The sequence below is a fragment of the Chlorogloeopsis sp. ULAP02 genome (assembly GCF_038404745.2).
GTDB lineage: Bacteria > Cyanobacteriota > Cyanobacteriia > Cyanobacteriales > Nostocaceae > Chlorogloeopsis.
Genome location: NZ_JAYKTT020000006.1, coordinates 24,490 through 40,466 on the forward strand (window position 1 = coordinate 24,490; position 15,977 = coordinate 40,466).

21 protein-coding genes are annotated in these 15,977 nt (G+C 40.6%); 13 read left to right on the forward strand and 8 right to left on the reverse strand.

Going from position 1 to position 15,977, the window contains the following annotated elements; genetic code table 11:
• Positions 1 to 3 precede the first annotated feature (3 nt).
• Positions 4 to 357: a phenylpyruvate tautomerase MIF-related protein gene (locus tag U2718_RS05370; RefSeq protein WP_341995152.1), complete on the reverse strand. Its 354-nt coding sequence runs from the start codon at positions 355 to 357 to the stop codon at positions 4 to 6.
• Between the two features lie 297 nt (positions 358 to 654).
• Between U2718_RS05370 and U2718_RS05375 the strand changes: the two genes are divergently transcribed.
• Together U2718_RS05375 and ada are read left to right on the forward strand one after the other, a co-directional pair.
• The gene (locus U2718_RS05375) at positions 655 to 1,569 is read left to right on the forward strand and encodes a DMT family transporter (RefSeq protein WP_341995154.1); all 915 of its coding nucleotides are present in this window, start codon (positions 655 to 657) and stop codon (positions 1,567 to 1,569) included.
• A gap of 25 nt (positions 1,570 to 1,594) precedes the next feature.
• The gene (ada, locus tag U2718_RS05380) at positions 1,595 to 2,665 is read left to right on the forward strand and encodes a bifunctional DNA-binding transcriptional regulator/O6-methylguanine-DNA methyltransferase Ada (RefSeq protein ID WP_341995156.1); all 1,071 of its coding nucleotides are present in this window, start codon (positions 1,595 to 1,597) and stop codon (positions 2,663 to 2,665) included.
• A 93-nt stretch (positions 2,666 to 2,758) separates the two neighbouring features.
• On the opposite strand, the gene U2718_RS05385 is transcribed toward ada, so the two are convergent.
• The 3 genes from U2718_RS05385 to lgt form a co-directional block, all read right to left on the reverse strand.
• The gene (locus U2718_RS05385; RefSeq protein WP_341995159.1) at positions 2,759 to 3,238 is read right to left on the reverse strand and encodes a flavin reductase family protein; all 480 of its coding nucleotides are present in this window, start codon (positions 3,236 to 3,238) and stop codon (positions 2,759 to 2,761) included.
• Positions 3,239 to 3,308: 70 nt separating this feature from the next.
• Positions 3,309 to 4,139, reverse strand: coding sequence for a precorrin-4 C(11)-methyltransferase (cobM, locus tag U2718_RS05390; protein WP_341995160.1), 831 nt, complete (start codon positions 4,137 to 4,139; stop codon positions 3,309 to 3,311).
• Between the two features lie 246 nt (positions 4,140 to 4,385).
• A complete protein-coding gene (lgt, locus tag U2718_RS05395) occupies positions 4,386 to 5,261 on the reverse strand; it encodes a prolipoprotein diacylglyceryl transferase (RefSeq protein ID WP_341995161.1) in 876 nt (291 codons plus the stop codon).
• Positions 5,262 to 5,403: 142 nt separating this feature from the next.
• Here lgt and U2718_RS05400 point away from each other — a divergent pair, with 142 nt between their 5' ends.
• From U2718_RS05400 to U2718_RS05410, 3 genes are all read left to right on the forward strand, one after another.
• Positions 5,404 to 5,610 carry a hypothetical protein gene (locus U2718_RS05400; protein ID WP_411813233.1) on the forward strand — a complete coding sequence of 69 codons (207 nt, stop codon included), beginning with the start codon at positions 5,404 to 5,406 and terminating at the stop codon, positions 5,608 to 5,610.
• Positions 5,611 to 5,790: 180 nt separating this feature from the next.
• Positions 5,791 to 6,363, forward strand: coding sequence for a pantetheine-phosphate adenylyltransferase (gene coaD, locus U2718_RS05405; RefSeq protein WP_341995257.1), 573 nt, complete (start codon positions 5,791 to 5,793; stop codon positions 6,361 to 6,363).
• The gene (locus U2718_RS05410) at positions 6,252 to 6,923 is read left to right on the forward strand and encodes a DivIVA domain-containing protein (RefSeq protein WP_341995163.1); all 672 of its coding nucleotides are present in this window, start codon (positions 6,252 to 6,254) and stop codon (positions 6,921 to 6,923) included. The genes coaD and U2718_RS05410 overlap by 112 nt, the downstream gene beginning before the upstream one ends.
• A 228-nt stretch (positions 6,924 to 7,151) precedes the next feature.
• Here U2718_RS05410 and U2718_RS05415 read toward each other — a convergent pair whose 3' ends face one another.
• The gene (locus U2718_RS05415; protein ID WP_341995165.1) at positions 7,152 to 7,886 is read right to left on the reverse strand and encodes a class I SAM-dependent methyltransferase; all 735 of its coding nucleotides are present in this window, start codon (positions 7,884 to 7,886) and stop codon (positions 7,152 to 7,154) included.
• A gap of 166 nt (positions 7,887 to 8,052) precedes the next feature.
• Between U2718_RS05415 and U2718_RS05420 the strand changes: the two genes are divergently transcribed.
• The 7 genes from U2718_RS05420 (at position 8,053) to U2718_RS05450 (ending at position 13,901) form a co-directional block, all read left to right on the forward strand.
• A complete protein-coding gene (locus U2718_RS05420) occupies positions 8,053 to 8,508 on the forward strand; it encodes a SufE family protein (RefSeq protein ID WP_341995167.1) in 456 nt (151 codons plus the stop codon).
• Positions 8,509 to 8,650: 142 nt separating this feature from the next.
• A complete protein-coding gene (locus tag U2718_RS05425; RefSeq protein ID WP_341995169.1) occupies positions 8,651 to 9,559 on the forward strand; it encodes an alpha/beta hydrolase in 909 nt (302 codons plus the stop codon).
• Between the two features lie 224 nt (positions 9,560 to 9,783).
• Positions 9,784 to 10,755 carry a GTP-binding protein gene (locus U2718_RS05430; RefSeq protein WP_341995171.1) on the forward strand — a complete coding sequence of 324 codons (972 nt, stop codon included), beginning with the start codon at positions 9,784 to 9,786 and terminating at the stop codon, positions 10,753 to 10,755.
• A 70-nt stretch (positions 10,756 to 10,825) separates the two neighbouring features.
• Entirely contained in the window at positions 10,826 to 11,875 is a 1,050-nt protein-coding gene (locus U2718_RS05435) for a WD40 repeat domain-containing protein (RefSeq protein ID WP_341995172.1), read from the forward strand.
• 158 nt (positions 11,876 to 12,033) lie between these two features.
• Positions 12,034 to 12,309 (forward strand): hypothetical protein, encoded by a 276-nt coding sequence (locus U2718_RS05440; RefSeq protein ID WP_341995174.1) that lies wholly within the window; start codon positions 12,034 to 12,036, stop codon positions 12,307 to 12,309.
• A gap of 284 nt (positions 12,310 to 12,593) precedes the next feature.
• Positions 12,594 to 13,601, forward strand: a complete 1,008-nt coding sequence (locus U2718_RS05445; RefSeq protein WP_341995175.1) for a metal ABC transporter solute-binding protein, Zn/Mn family — start codon at positions 12,594 to 12,596, stop codon at positions 13,599 to 13,601.
• Between the two features lie 27 nt (positions 13,602 to 13,628).
• Entirely contained in the window at positions 13,629 to 13,901 is a 273-nt protein-coding gene (locus U2718_RS05450; protein ID WP_341995177.1) for an HNH endonuclease, read from the forward strand.
• 168 nt (positions 13,902 to 14,069) lie between these two features.
• Here the strand turns inward: U2718_RS05450 and U2718_RS05455 are convergent, their stop codons facing one another.
• The 3 genes from U2718_RS05455 to U2718_RS05465 all read right to left on the reverse strand — a co-directional run bounded on the left by U2718_RS05455 (position 14,070) and on the right by U2718_RS05465 (position 15,625).
• Positions 14,070 to 14,909 carry a class I SAM-dependent methyltransferase gene (locus U2718_RS05455; RefSeq protein WP_341995179.1) on the reverse strand — a complete coding sequence of 280 codons (840 nt, stop codon included), beginning with the start codon at positions 14,907 to 14,909 and terminating at the stop codon, positions 14,070 to 14,072.
• 391 nt (positions 14,910 to 15,300) lie between these two features.
• Positions 15,301 to 15,465 (reverse strand): hypothetical protein, encoded by a 165-nt coding sequence (locus U2718_RS05460; protein ID WP_289792962.1) that lies wholly within the window; start codon positions 15,463 to 15,465, stop codon positions 15,301 to 15,303.
• Positions 15,458 to 15,625, reverse strand: a complete 168-nt coding sequence (locus tag U2718_RS05465; protein ID WP_341995184.1) for a hypothetical protein — start codon at positions 15,623 to 15,625, stop codon at positions 15,458 to 15,460. The genes U2718_RS05460 and U2718_RS05465 overlap by 8 nt, the downstream gene beginning before the upstream one ends.
• Before the next feature lie 199 nt (positions 15,626 to 15,824).
• On the opposite strand from U2718_RS05465, the gene U2718_RS05470 reads away from it, so the two are divergent.
• The gene (locus U2718_RS05470; protein WP_341995185.1) at positions 15,825 to 15,956 is read left to right on the forward strand and encodes a hypothetical protein; all 132 of its coding nucleotides are present in this window, start codon (positions 15,825 to 15,827) and stop codon (positions 15,954 to 15,956) included.
• Positions 15,957 to 15,977 lie beyond the last annotated feature (21 nt).

A 15,977-nucleotide genomic window follows, 5' to 3' on the forward strand; every position in this document is an offset into this window, starting at 1 on the left:
TTATCAACCAAAAGTTGTGCCATTCCAGCCCCACATAAAGCCTTTAGCATCGGCAAACTCAATATAAACTCGATTTTTTGGTACACCCAGCTTTTGATTAACCTCCTGGCAAAAGTCTTGACTCATCGCTTGGGTTTGATCTGGCTTCATTGTGCCAACACTTTTAATTTCTATGTAACAAACTGGATCTGTTGTACCAGCAAAAGTCATGGGAACCTCACCTTCAAAAGTTGTCATGACATAAGACTCTGGTTTTCCCGTATGTTTAGCTAATTTTGCTGACAAGGCTTTGAGCATTGCTTCAACTTCAGTTTTGTCTGGTGTAGATACAGAAGTTTGGACTTTAATCAACGGCATAATAATTTTTTTGATTCAACACTGTTAAGTTTATCGAACCGTAGAGGCATAGAAGAAGAGGAGGAGGGGCAAAGACGGGGGGACACCCAGACACGGGGACAAAGAGATTAAGCTTCTGAAGGTGAAAGTTGAGCTTCTAATCTCGAAGTTCCAGTTTTTTAATCTTCCACTTTGCTCCTTAAGCCCCTCTGCTTCTTTCCTAGTCCCTAACCAACTTTGATCGCAAGGATCGGATAGAAGCCAATCTGGAAATACGCCTAATCTAGGGTCACTGAGAAAGTTATTGAGATCATTGATATGCAAAAACTCTCAATGGGCATTTCAGAGTGGATACTTCTCATCACCCTTTCTGTATTATGGGGCGGCTCATTCTTTTTGATTAAAATTGCTCTTAGAGATTTGCCACCACTTACAGTTGTTCTATGCAGGGTTAGTTTAGCTGCGATCGTGCTAACTATCTTTGTCTTTATCAGTAGGAAACGAATGCCTGCTTCTTTGAGCTTGTGGCGTGAATTTTTGGTGATGGGAGCATTGAATAACCTAATCCCATTTAGCCTGATTGTTTGGGGACAAACCCAAATTAACAGTAGCCTCGCCGCGATTCTCAACGCAACAACACCTTTATTCACAATTTTGCTAGCTCACTTTTTTACTAAAGATGAGCGTCTGACACCTAACCGTTTAGTTGGAGTTTTTTTGGGATTATGTGGTGTCATTGTATTAATTGGACTAGATACATTACATGGGCTGAGTCTAAATAGTCTCGGACAATTAGCTATTTTAGGTGCTGCTTGCTTCTACGGTTGTGCAGGAATATACGGTCGTCGGTTCAAAACTTTGCCTGCTACTGTCACCGCGGCGGGAATGCTAACAAGTACAACAGTTCTGGTCTTGCCGCTAGTATTGTTGGTAGATCGCCCTTGGATTTTACATTTGAGTACTGTTACTAAATTGGCTGTTTTAGGATTGTCTTTATTCAGTACGGCAATTGCCTACTTGATATATTTCCGTATCTTAGCTGTAGCAGGTGCAAGCAACTTATTACTAGTAACATTTTTAATACCAGTTAGCGCTTTAGTTTTAGGCATCTTTGTTCTGGGCGAGCAACTGCCATGGACTGAATTTGGAGGCATGGTGTTAATTTTTGCTAGCCTTGCCGTAATTGATGGAAGGTTGATTTCTCGTCTATGGCATCCGACTTCAGAAATTTAAAGATAGTGGAAGGATAAAGTATAAAATGCAGCAAGTTTCATTATCTGAGGAAATTTTTTGGCAGGCTATCAATAGTCGAGACACAAGTTTGGATGGAGTGTTTTTCTATGGTGTACACTCCACTCACATCTACTGCCGCCCAAGTTGCCCTAGTCGCAAACCTAACCGCAATCAAGTTATCTTTTTTAGAAAGTCTGAAGAAGCTGAAGCAGCAGGTTATCGACCGTGCAAACGCTGTCAACCACAATACTCAATAGCACCAAATTCTGCTTATGCTAAAGTGTTAGCAACTTGTCGTTATATTGAAGCGCAAGTAGAGCATATCCCTACACTTGCCGAATTAGGCGCTCATGTGTCTACAAGTCCCGCGCATTTGCAACGAATATTCAAGCAGATAACTGGTGTAACGCCATTTCAATATGCAGATGTTTGCCGAATGGAAAGATTTAAAAAACGCTTGAAACAAGGGGATACGATCGCTAATGCACTTTATGAAACTGGGTATGGAGCAAGTAGCCGTCTTTACGAAAAAGCACCGCAACAGTTAGGTATGACACCAGCTTCCTATCAAAAACATGGGCAGGGCGAAACTATTCGTTATGCGATCGCCTCCTCACCTCTGGGAGAGATATTAGTGGCAGCCACTACAAGGGGTTTATGCTGTGTACGGCTGGGGGAAACAGCAACAGCACTACTAGAGGAGTTAAAACAAGAGTTTGCAGGTGCATCACTTCAGTCTGGTGACGATGAGCTTTATGCTTGGACTCAGGCTTTAGTGGACTACCTCAGCGGAAGAAGCATTTGTCCCAGTCTACCCCTAGACGTGCAAGCTACAGTATTTCAACTTCTAGTTTGGGAGGCTTTACGAAAAATACCAATCGGAAGCACAGCTAGCTATAGTGACATTGCTCAAGCGATCGCACAACCAAAATCTGTACGGGCTGTGGCAAGAGCTTGTGCTACTAACCCAGTCGCACTAGTTATTCCTTGCCATCGCGTAGTTCAAAAAGATGGTGGATTAGGAGGTTACCGTTGGGGAGTTAGTCGTAAAGAAGCACTGCTCAATCTTGAACAGGGGCTAGGGAGAGGGGAATGAAGAGGACAAGGGGACACGGGGACAAGGAGAGGGGGAGCAGGGGAGCAGGGGAGATGGGAAAAGACTAATGACTAACTACTAACTCCTAACTATTTAGCCACCATACTGCCAGCCTGTAGTTTCCAGTAGCATCTGTTTACCTTCACGGTGAACGCCAGCAGCTGTGACTTCACCAACAAAGATAGTGTGATCACCACGAGCCACTACATCGACAACCTGACACTCAATGTATCCCAAGGAGTCCGAAATAATTGGACAGCCAGTTTTGCCCAGATAAAATTCTACATCCTCAAATTTATTACCAACCCGGCGCATCTGCTTGAAGAACTTTTGCGCTAAGTCTTTTTGTCCTTCTTCCAAAAAGCTGACAGCAAAGAAGCCGCTATTTTTAATCATTTGATGAGATATGGAATTTTGATTGACACAAATTACGACTAAGGGAGGCTTAAATGAAGCTTGCATTAACCAGCTAAGAGTGAAACCGTTGACTTCTTCCCCATCTTTGACACCACATATATACAATCCGTGGGGAATTTTCTGTAGCATTGTTTTTTTAGCCTGTTCGTCGAGCATAAATTAATCTACTTAAGTGTTCCATTGCTAAGTGTATCGAACAGCGGGAACTGAAAAGCAGGCGTCTGATTTATCCTCTAGGACGAAATATATGGCTGTGTTCGGGATGATATAAACGCGATCGCGCTATATCTATGTTTGGTAAATTCGCTGTTGCTTCTTTTAGTGCAGGACTAATTACATAAAGCGTGGTGCGAATTAACTTTTCTTTTTGAGTACAATCTGCCATTTGATTGAGAGGGACAATCCATATTTTTTCATCAGGCCAGCCCAGACGGAAACAAATTGCCACGGGGGTATCGGCTGGATAATGTTCCAGTAATTTGGCTTGAGTTGTTTCAATGTGGCGAGCGCTCAAGTATAGGCACAGGCTTGCTTGATGGGCAGCCAGGGAAGCTAATTCCTCTTTGGGGGGAACTTCGGTGCGTCCGCTGATGCGACTGAGAATAATTGTTTGAACTAAACCGGGAACAGTCAGTTCTACTTTCAGTTTGGCGGCGGCAGCTTGAAAGGCGCTAATACCAGGAACAACTTCAAAGGGGATTTCTGCTTCAACTAACAATTGCATTTGCTCGTGGATAGCACTATAAAGACTGGGATCACCGGAGTGAAGACGAACGACAGACTTTTGCAATCGTACCCGTTCTATCATCATCGGCAATATTTCTTCTAAAGTCTTGTTTGCTGTCCGAATTATTTCCGCGTCTTCCCGGCAAAATTCTAAAATTTGTTGTGGCACTAGAGAATCAGCAAATAAAACTACATCCGCAGCCATTAGCAGTTTTTGTGCCTTAATTGTTAATAAATCTGGATCACCCGGCCCTGCCCCCACAATGTACACAGATGGTTTTATAAAATCAAGATGTTTATCATTACTAAAATTACTAGTATTTTCACGCATATAATGGGCAGAAATTAATCTTTCAAAAAATTTTTCTGAGTTTTTCTCAGTATCTTTCCGGATGAACCCTCTATATCTAGTAGAGGTGATTGGTAGATGCACCCTGGTTAAGCCCTGGAGAACACTCTGGGGCATTTTTTATTGGGATAGTCATTGGTCATTAGTCAATAGTCATTAGTCTTTTCCCTTCTCCCCTGCTCCCCTGCTCCTTGTCCCCACCTCCCCGTGTCCCCACTCCCCCTCTTCCTATCTCCCCTTCTGTCCTTCCTTTTGAGGGGTAGAAACCACATCAGGCAACGGACGGTTAGCAATATAAAGCCAGGCTAATCCAGCTAATCCTAAGAAGATTCCGACTAAACTCACCACTTGTGCAATTCTAAGAGGCCCAAGCATTAAGCTATCAGTCCGAAGACCTTCAATCCACAAGCGTCCTAAACTGTAGGCTGCCAAGTACAACGTAAACAAAGTACCTGTTTTTAATGGTGGCTTGCCCCGCAAACCTCTAAAAAACAACGTGATGAGCAAAGCAAATACCATTAAATTCCACAAAGATTCATATAGAAAGGTGGGATGAAAATATTCAAAGTTGGCAAGTTCTGGGGGACGGCGTTCTGGGGGAATATAAAGCTTCCAAGGTAAATTGGTGGGATCGCCAAAAGCTTCAGAGTTGAAAAAATTGCCCCAACGTCCGATCGCCTGTCCTAAAATCAGTGAAGGAGCCACTAAATCCGCCAGTTGCCAAAAAGAAACACGCTTAAGTTTGGCAAAAATTATAGATGCTACTAGACCACCGAGAATTGCTCCATGAATAGCAATACCTCCTTGCCAAATGGCAATGATTCGCTCTGGATGTTGAGCATATTCTGACCATTCAAACAAAACATAATATAGCCGCGCTGCTGGAATCGCTCCAATTACCAACCAAATTGACAAATCACCGATCAACTCTGGATTTACATTACGGCGCTTTGCCAGGTACTGGGAGAGAGCAACACCAATTAATACTGCTGTAGCAATCAACAAGCCGTACCAGCGGATAGCGATCGGCCCTATTCTCACAAAAATCGGCCCAGGAGATGTAAATTGAAATGCCAAAGGTAAGACGGAAAGATCCAATACCATGCAGAAGTACCTAACTCAGCACTCATAACTCTAAACTGTCACGCTGCAACTGCAACAGCCACAAAATTGATTGTGACACTTCATTAAACAAATAGAATTTGGCGGCTTCTCAGACAGCCGAAAACTGATTAAGCTACTTACGGTGTGCCTTACTGTAGACGCCAGAGGCGTCTTTGTAGGGTACCTAGTTGGTACCTCTTCGTGGTTGGGCGTAGCCCTTCAAGGCAGAGTAGGGTGGCTTAAAGGGAGTGCTAACGCTGCCCCAGGATACTTTGATAGATGGATTCAAAGAATAACTTCTGGAAGCGATCGCCCCATCAACATTTTGCCATGCTCACCTATTGATTAAGATATTGACATCGCCAATTAAATCTTTGAGGATATAGTGATGCCACTGTTGCAGCAGTAGACTTGTCAATTTTGATTAGCTAATAATTAATAGACTGTTAATTGTAAAGTAAAAATGCATATTGCAATGAATAAACTATGCTTGGATATAATCACCTAAATAACTGTGAGGCAAAAAATTGTGATTGCCATTTATCCAGGTAGCTTTGACCCTGTTACTTTGGGACACCTTGATATCATCGAACGCGGCAGTCGGCTATTTTCACAGGTGATTGTTGCCGTACTGCGAAATCCTAACAAAATGCCTCTGTTTACAGTGCAAAAACGCTTAGAACAGATTCGTCAATGTACTAAACATCTAACTAATATAGAAGTAGATGCCTTTGATGGTTTGACTGTTAATTATGCCCAAATGCGGCAAGCTTCTGTTCTGTTGCGCGGGCTAAGAGCAATTTCAGACTTTGAAGTCGAGCTACAAATGGCTCACACAAATAAAACTCTTTCTACCGATATAGAAACTGTTTTTCTAGCAACATCAAACGAGTATAGTTTTTTAAGTAGTAGTGTGGTAAAAGAGATCGCAAGGTTTGGTGGTTCTGTCGATCATCTTGTTCCCCCGCACGTCGCCCTGGATATTTACCAATGCTACGCCCAAAACCAGCCCATATCGAATCCGATCGCAACGGAAGCATTCCCGCCCCGCCAGAGTTCCGCGATGGAATCTCTGAAGACTCTACGCGAACAGGAAGCATAGATATTAACCAGGAACTCAATCATCTTGAGGAAATTATCCTTACTAGCTTACATATTCCACTGACGCAATATACGTTAGTGGATGAAGAAAAATTGCTCGAACAGCTTGATTTTGTTCGGCTGTCTCTGCCACCAGCTTTTCAAGAAGCAGCAGAAATTCTCATACACAAAGAGGAAATTATCCTACAAGCTGAAGAGTACGGACAGCAGATTGTAGAAGCTGCACAAGCCAAAAGAGCGCAAATTTTAGATAATAGCGAAATCCTCAAGCAGGCAGAGCGAGAAGCCTCCGAATTGCGGCGACAAGTGCAGCAAGAGTGCGAAGCTATGATGCAAGAAACTCTCGAAGATATTGATCGTAAACGTCGCCAATGTCAGCAAGAAATAGAAGAAATGCGAAGAACTGCGATCGCAGAAGCTCAAGCAATTCAAGATGGGGCTGATGAGTATGCGGACAGCGTTTTACAAAATATTGAGGAGCAACTTCACGATATGTTGCGCATTGTCCGCAATGGACGGCATCAATTGCAACAAGAATTACCTACGCAACGTAATTCCTAACTTAAAAATAGAGGTTAGGGACTAGAGGCTAGGGGCTAGAGAAAAAGATTTCATTTTCTCGTTGTGTAATCTATTACATGAGAGTCTAACTTGAAAATAGGGAACTCTTAACAGGAAAAGATATTTTCATGGCAAGGTTTGTGGAATATTCCCGTGATTGACTGATTTACGAAAAAACCTGTAATCTCATCTGCTTGTTCAAGTCGTCAACCTGTTATTTTTGCTACCTTATACTATTTTATGTGCAACGAACGCCGTATGAGCTTTCGGCAGATAGTAGCTTCCATAACTACTCATCCTGCTAACCTGGAAACCTAATCGGCAAAGTTCTCTTGCTATATCTATAGACTTATATAATTGCAGATGATGTATTTCATCAGCCTGTCTATAATATTTTCCTATTTTCCGAAAGCTAGTAATCCTACGGGTTAATGTCTGAAGATTTCGGTTCTCCTCCTTTTCGACTAGTACCACCCAATCCTCTCCTTGAGAAAACCCTTTAGTTACGTTTTCTGGTAATACTTGTCCAGGTTCCGCAATATCGAAGACGAAGACACCATCTGGAGTTAAAGCACTGTATACACGAAGAAACAACTGAATTAACATTTGCCAATTATTATCTGGATCAAATAGATAGTTGAGACACTCACCAATCGAAGTAACGGCATTACATGGTGGAATATCTGTCTTGAACAGCGATTCGACTCGAAACTCAGCATCTGGTACTCTTGTTCGTGCGATCGCAATTAGCGCCTCAGAGATATCCACTCCCAGAACATGATAATGAGCTTTGGAGAGTTCTTGCGCCCATAATCCGCTTCCACAACCTAAATCTACTACTAGACCATTACATACTTTGTTCTGAGTAAAGATTTCTAAGATTCCAGGGGCAGATTTGAGAGCGAAGTCACTGTGACCTACATCATGAATATAGGCTAAGTCTTCTTTATACCACTCTTTCATATTGTGATTTTATATACTCTTGTGTTGAATGCTCTTGTCTAATTGTCTTGAGTTTTCTATTTTGTATTTTTATGGCAAACTACTAGCCTAATAGTCCAATCAAAGCGCAATCAACCCTCAAGATAATCTACACTCAAGGTGGGAGCGTTGATTACCTTGTCGTGTTATGTCCTCTAGCATAGATTCACTACCACCTAATCTTGCCAAAATAGTCCAGCGTTTTAAACGCGCTACAGATCCCAAACGCCGTTATGAACAGCTAATCTGGTACGGTCAGCGGTTAAAAGAATTTCCCGAAGCTGATAAACAACCAGAAAACAAAGTTCCTGGTTGCGTTTCCCAAGTTTATGTCACAGCTATCTTGGAAGATGGGAAAGTAGTGTTTCAGGGTGACTCTGATTCTCAATTAACCAAAGGATTAGTGGGTTTGTTGATTGAAGGTTTAAATGGACTCACATCTCATGAAATTGTTCAACTTACCCCAGATTTTATTCAAGAAACTGGTTTAAATGTTAGCTTAACGCCTTCCCGCGCTAATGGTTTTTATAATATTTTCAAAACCATGCAAAAAAAAGCTTTGGAATGTCAACCCCCTACAGATGAATTAAAAATTAAGAATTAAGAATTAAAAATTAAAGAATCTAGAATGAATATTTTGAGGAGATTCACCGCTGTTGTTAACTAGTTAATGGTGAGTAGGAGCGTTAAGAGTAAATAACTAATAACCAACAACCAATAACAAAACAACTACAAAATTTTGTCCAATGTCTACCAATTTATTATCAACTCCTACAACTTTCGGTCTAGGTGGAGAAGTAAAAGAACTTTCTTGGAACTGGAAAAACCAGCAATTGCGAATTGCGTATGAAACTCTTGGCAGTGGTTCGCCACTACTGCTGCTACCAGCTTTCAGTACAGTTTCCACACGAGAGGAAATGAGTGGAATTGCAAAGCTACTAGCTCCCTATTTTCAAGTAGTAGCAGTAGATTGGCCCGGATTTGGCGACTCTTCGCGTTTGCCTGTAAGTTATGACCCTAATTTATATCAGAGTTTTTTCGAAAATTTTGTTACCTCTGTATTTAATAACCCGATCGCAATAGTTGCTGCTGGTCACAGTGCAGCTTATGTTCTGAAACTAGCCAAAGAAAATCCAACCGCAATTTCACGCATAGTTTTAGTAGCACCAACTTGGCGTGGCCCTTTACCGACAATGGGAGCTAATCGGCAGTTAGCTGGAATTTTTAGGGAAATAGTGCGATCGCCTATCCTCGGTCAAATTCTCTATAAGCTCAACACCGTACCATCTTTTTTAAGTTTTATGTACCGTCGTCACGTTTACGTTGACGCAAACAAGCTTACTCCTAGTTTTATCGAACACAAGTGGCAAAATACCCAACAGCCAGGAGGTAGATTTGCCCCTGCTGCCTTCGTAACAGGTTCTCTTGATGCCGTACATAACCAAACTGATTTTCTGGCACTAGTTCGGAATTTGTCTGTGCCATTGATGGTAGTAATTGGAGAATCTTCTCCCGCAAAATCACGTGCTGACATGGATGCTTTGGCAGCGTTAAACGGAGTGCAAGCAGCAGTTGTTCCTGGTTCCTTAGGAATGCATGAAGAATACCCACAAGCTGTAGCAGAGGTAATATTACCCTTTTTAGTCAATAGTTAGTGGTTAGTAGGGGCGGGTTTTGTTGATCATCTTGCCTTTCAAACTGAGAATTTTGTTCTAAACCCGCCCGTACAGTGGTTATGTAGTTCTCCCCTGCCCCTCTGCTTTATTGTCTTTATCCGTTATATTCTTTAAATCATTTGTTGCCCTGCTTTTCTCTATCTGGGCATCAGTGGTTAAATTGAAATTGATTATCATTTTGAAACGCGAGAGGCATCTGGGATATGGTCAGTGCTGCGACAATAGACGTAGTTCCAGTAACAGTTCTCACCGGCTATCTGGGAGCAGGAAAAACTACTCTGCTCAATCGCATTCTCACCTACGAACACGGTAAGAAAGTTGCTGTGATCGTGAATGAATTTGGGGAAGTAGGTATCGATAATCAATTGGTTATCGATACGGATGAAGAAATTTTTGAGATGAACAACGGCTGTATTTGCTGTACGGTGCGGGGTGATTTAATTCGCATTATCGGCAATTTGATGAAACGCCGTAATAAATTTGACCATTTAGTAATTGAAACTACTGGACTAGCAGATCCTGCACCTGTGATTCAAACATTCTTTGTTGATGAAGATATGCGGGACAAAATAGAGCTAGATGCGGTAGTTACGGTTGTGGATGCCAAGCATATCTGGGAGCATTGGGAAGCGGACGAAGCACAAGAACAGATTGCTTTTGCCGATGTAATCCTACTAAATAAAACGGATTTGGTGACACCAGACGTGCTAGATGAGTTAGAGAGGCGGATTCGCTCAATGAATGCGATGGCAAAAATCCATCGTACTCGTAACTCTGAGGTAGAAATGGATGCTCTTTTAGGCGTGAAAGCCTTTGATTTGGATCGTGCTTTGGAAATCGATCCAAATTTCTTGAAGGAAGACGCCCACGAACACGATGAAACTGTATTTTCTGTGGCTTTAGTAGAACAAGGGGCATTAGATGGAGAGAAATTAAACAGTTGGTTAGGGGAATTACTGCGAACCCAGGGGGCTGATATTTTCCGTATGAAAGGAATTTTGAACATTGCTGGAGAAGACGATCGCTTTGTCTTCCAAGGAGTGCATATGATCTTTGAAGGTAAACCTGATCGGCCTTGGAAAGCAAACGAAACCCGGAAAAACGAACTGGTGTTCATTGGGCGTAACCTTGATGAAGCCAAACTTAGACAAGATTTTCTCGCTTGTATGGCGTAAGCGAAGATAAAAAGTAAAAAGGCTTAAGCCTTTTTACTTTTTTCTCAAAAATTTTAAAGTTTTAATTGTTATGAATCCCTCTACTATTGACTCTAAAGAGTTTGAACAGTTATTTTTCACGACACTTTCAGATTACATCACAGCGATCGCTTGGTCACCACAAGGTAAAACTTTAGCAGCCGCTTCTGCTTTTGGAGAAGTTGCACTATGGGAAAATGAAAAGCTGACTACTCTGCAAGTTGGTAATGATGTATCTTTCAACTGCCTTGCCTTTTCCTATGATGGGCAGTTCTTAGCTGTAGGTGGGCAAGACGGACGAGTAAAAATATGGCGAAAAGGTCAATTAATCAGCACTTTAGGAAATGCTACCGCTTGGATTGACAAACTGGCTTGGCACCCTACCAGCAACCAGCTAGCTTTTAGTTTGGGGCGCTACGTCCAAGTTTGGGATGCTGATTTTCGTGAGATTGTTGTTACCCTAAATTTTGAGTCGTCTTCAGCACTGGGTATTGACTGGTCTAGCGACGGGGAGTACCTTGCTATTTGCGGTCATCGGGGAGTAAAGGTATGGAATAGCCAAGATTGGTATGAAGAACCGTACATACTAGATATACCTTCTGCTTGTATTACTATGGCTTGGTCGCCAGATGGCAAGTATCTCGCTTCTGCTAATATGGATCGCACGCTGACTGTTGTTGAAACTCAGCTCTTAATCTCTGGCAAAGAACCCCAGCCTTGGGTAATGCGGGGTTTTCCTGGAAAAATTCGCCAAATTGCATGGTCAAACATTAGTAACCAAAACAATGCGCCTCTTTTAGCCTGCTGTAGTGTTGACGGTATTATCGTGTGGGAAAAGTCGCCTGATGAATCACTGGGTTGGGAAGCAACGGTGTTAACTAATCATGTAGATGTAATTAATGCGATCGCTTTTGCACCCAACAGCTTGCTGCTTGCTTCTGCTGGTGCTGATGGCTGGATTTGTTTATGGCAACAAGCCAAGCAAGTATTGCAAATTCTCACAGGAGACTCAGAAGGCTTTTCTTGTCTAGCATGGCATCCCCAAGGTAACCAAATTGCCGCAGGTGCTGAAAATGGTGAATTGATAATTTGGTCAAAGTAAATGTATAGCAGGAAACAGTAAAAATTCCACTTTTATTATTGACGATGAAACTTGTTTCATCGAGACAGCCTTTTTTAAACTAGCGGGAACAACAGCAACTAATGACCAATCAGTAATAATTGGGTATGCTGTAATGCTATAGCGTCTTTTTTTCAACTATGAAAATAATCAAACTAATTTTACTGGCTTTTCCTGTAGTCACTGCCTCTATACTGCTAATTGCCAGTCCCGCAGTTGCATCAGGTTTCCAATCTACACCTGTTACACCCCATTTCACCCTGAGTTCGACACAACCAATTCACCAATTAGTTGCATCAAAGGTGTCTAGTGATTCCAAATCAATCATGGATCAACTCGGTTGTAATTGTGCTAGTTGTGTTAAAGCTAAACTCCAAATGGAAGGTAAGCTAACACTTACAAACCTTTTATATTAACCCTAATCGAGAGTACTTTTAATCTTTTCTGTAAAAGGGTGAGGAGTAACTTTTTAGTTCACTCCTCACTTTCGCGTTTTTAATATTTATTACTAAATCCATTTATTAATAATCACCAATTTTTCTTATAGTCTAAATTTTGATTTGGAATAAATAGTAATATTTATAAAAAATCCTACTACTAAACAATAATATATATCCATCAATAAGCAAATTTGGCTTTCAGGTAACGCCCACTATCTTTTCTGCCCCTAACTTCTAATTCAACTGTTAATCGGGGTTTTATGTTAAAAACATTACAACATAACCAACTTCTAAGTCTCATTTTCATTACTTTAACTGCTGGATGTGTTGGCTGTAGTAATGTCAGTAATTTGCTCAACACTTCTTCTACAACTACTATTACCTCGGATGAATTAAACAGTAATTTACCTAGAGTTGTTGCAACCACTAGTGTTTTATGTGATTTAATCAAACAGGTGGCAGCACAGACTGTAGCTCTTACCTGCTTAATACCTCCTGAGGTTAATCCTCACCTTTATCAACCAAAAACGGAAGACCGCCAAGCTATCAATAAAGCAAATATCATTTTCTTTAATGGCTATAATTTTGAACCAAATTTATTCAAAGTTATAAAAGCAAGTAAAAATGGTGCAGCAAAAATCGCAGTTGCTCAACGTGCTGTTCCCAAACCACTACAATATAGAAAAGATGGAAGAATCGTACCCGATCCTCATGTTTGGCACAATCCCAAAAATGGGATGAGGATGGTAGAAGTAATTAGCACCAATCTTAGTAAAGTATCTCCTGAGAATGCGTCTATCTACAAAAGTAATACTCAAAAAATCAAACAAGAACTAGCACAACTTGATACCTGGATTAAATCGAGAATAGCTAGTATTCCTCCTAAAAATCGTGAGTTAATTACAGTCCATAACACAATGGGTTATTATGCAAAAGCTTATAATCTTTCATGGACAAGTGCTTTACAAAGTGTTAATAATCAAGAAAAAATTCCAGCTACAAGAGTTAAAACACTAGTTCAAACTATTAAGCAAGCAAGAGTACCACGAATTTTTATAGAGACTACAACTAATCCTAGTGTATTGAATCCTATTATTCAACAAGCAAAAGTAAAAGTCTCAAAAAGGCAATTATTTGCTGATAACTTAGGAGAATTAGGAAGTGATGGAGATACCTATCAAAAAATGCTCACTGCTAATACCCGCACAATTGTAGAAGGGTTAGGCGGAACATATCTCATCTTTGAACCACACACAGTGAAAAATTAAATTATAAATTTTAAATCTAACATTTATATGACTTGTGAATTGTGTGCAAGAGAGGTGGAACACTTAACTGTTCACCACCTAATTCCTAGACAGAAAAAAGGTCATCACGGCCCGAAAATAAGTATATGTTCTGCCTGTCATAGGCAAATTCACAATTTGTTTGATAATACCCGTCTGGCACAGGAGTTAAATTCAGTAGAAAAATTAAGAAATGAACCACAAATGCAGAAATTTCTAGCTTGGGTAAGAAAGCAAAATCCTGATAAACGCGTCAAGGTTCATCGTCATAAAAAAGGATAAATATTAAAGCTTATATAGTTTCATTGTGTGTAATACTATAGAATTATTCTGTATATATAATTTGTGTATAAACATCTAGAAAATTTTTGTATAAGATTCTATTAAGGAGCGACTAATAATCTAGAACTCAGCAGTAGAAAACTTTGCCAGCCTGCTCCAAAAGACTTTTTAGCTGGTTGGTATAGGATGTAAGCCTAATTGAGCAATAGCGTAAAGATGACTTCCAGTAATTCGATGAAACAGCATTGACAGCCAACCTTTCGCTCCACCAATTTCACTCATAATCGAAAATTCATCTATTAGCTTAAACCGCTCACTCCATTCAATAACTTCCTGAATATTTCCTATTCCCCATCTAAACTTTGCAGACATTTTACGCACATATTTTGACTTATTTGCAGTTCTAATTAATAAAGGATGAACATAATCAAAAATAATTTGTGTTTGTGTTGTAAAATGCTTTGCAACCATTTGGAAGAATACTTTAACTTCTGCCGATTCAATAAAGTTGAGAACACCCCCACAAATAATAATTACTGGCTCATTAGTAGACCAAGAAACTATATTTAACCACTGTGGATCAGTCAAGGAACAACCGTTCAAATGGTAGCGATTATTCTGCGGAAGAAGAGTAGACTTAATCTTAATTACTTCTGATAAATCAATATCAAACCACTTCAAATGTCCATTATCGACCCGATAAAACTGTGTCGATAAACCTGCCCCTAAGCTAATTGCTGTCGCATCTGGATAAGCATCAAAGAAAAGCCGCAATTGTTGATCAAAAATGCGTCCTCTAATAATATTTTTTCGGAGTGAATCTGTATCAAGCGGCAAAGTAGAGAAATCAATATTTAATTTAGGCAGAATGTCTTCTGCGATCGCGTCTTGAAATTGGAGATCTGGGAAAAGAGTAGATGCCTGCGCCCGTGCTATAAACGGAATTAAAAGCGTTTCTGATACGCCTTGTAAACAAGACACGTCAATATAATCACCTGTCTTGCCCATAAAATCTCACTCATACTTACTGCAACGTAACGATTCTAGCTGAAATTTCACAAACAATTACAGACTTGAACTACACCCACCAATCATCTCAAAATTAGTACTCGTTCCCACTAAAATGAAGGCAGTTAACCATAATTCATCTTTTATAGTCTGGGCAATCTATGTGTAACGCAGATTGCAGGCGAGAAGATTCCCTTACACCCAATATATATAAGCCAACTTTGTGCATAAATCCTGTCTTGAAAATGGGTTTGGCGGTGTAAGGGTGTAAAGGTGTAGGAAGAGCCAAATTTTCATGCCCTCGTTGTGTGATTGATCACATCATCCTCTGACTGGATTAAGCCCCCAAACAGCGATCAATTGCCCAAAATATCAGATAACTCTTGCTACTCTAAGGATCTACTTGTTTAGTTTCAGTAGGCGGATGTTTAATCTCTCCCTCGCTGTAACCTAGTTCATACATACTCGCAGCTTGAGAATCTTGTTCTGGTGGCACTTTAGGTTTTCCAGCCCAAGCATCAGATTTCCCTAAGTTAAACCAATCTTCATCAGTCATTCCAGAGCCAAATGTATTCTGTGTTGTTTGGTTCATAGTCAGCATCCCTACTTTTGTTAAACACTTTAGTTTCTTGCACAACTATCGGGAACGCTACGCTGGCAGTTATTAAGTTACGCGATCGCCAGCCTATCTCGGAAGTATGTATAAATGTATCCATAACTGTATTAACTTTACGGATACAGTGGAGATTGGCTGGGTGTTTGGCAGCGCTCATAATTTACGATATTTGCACTACTGTTTAACAAAATTCCTATACCGTTGGAAAGAACAAGAGAAAATCTTAACGATGAACCGGAGTATGGATAGATGATTGTGAAAAGCTAATAGCCATTTGCTGGGTTGAGTTAGAAAATCGTGTGATCGCAAAACTAGTAGATGATGCAAGTCTGTGTAAATCAAGCGCAATCAATAGCAGATATTTTACAGAAAGCGATCGCCTACAACCCAATTTAAGCGATCGCAAAGAGAGTAGATTAACTTATGATTAATGACTAATGACCAACACAGCG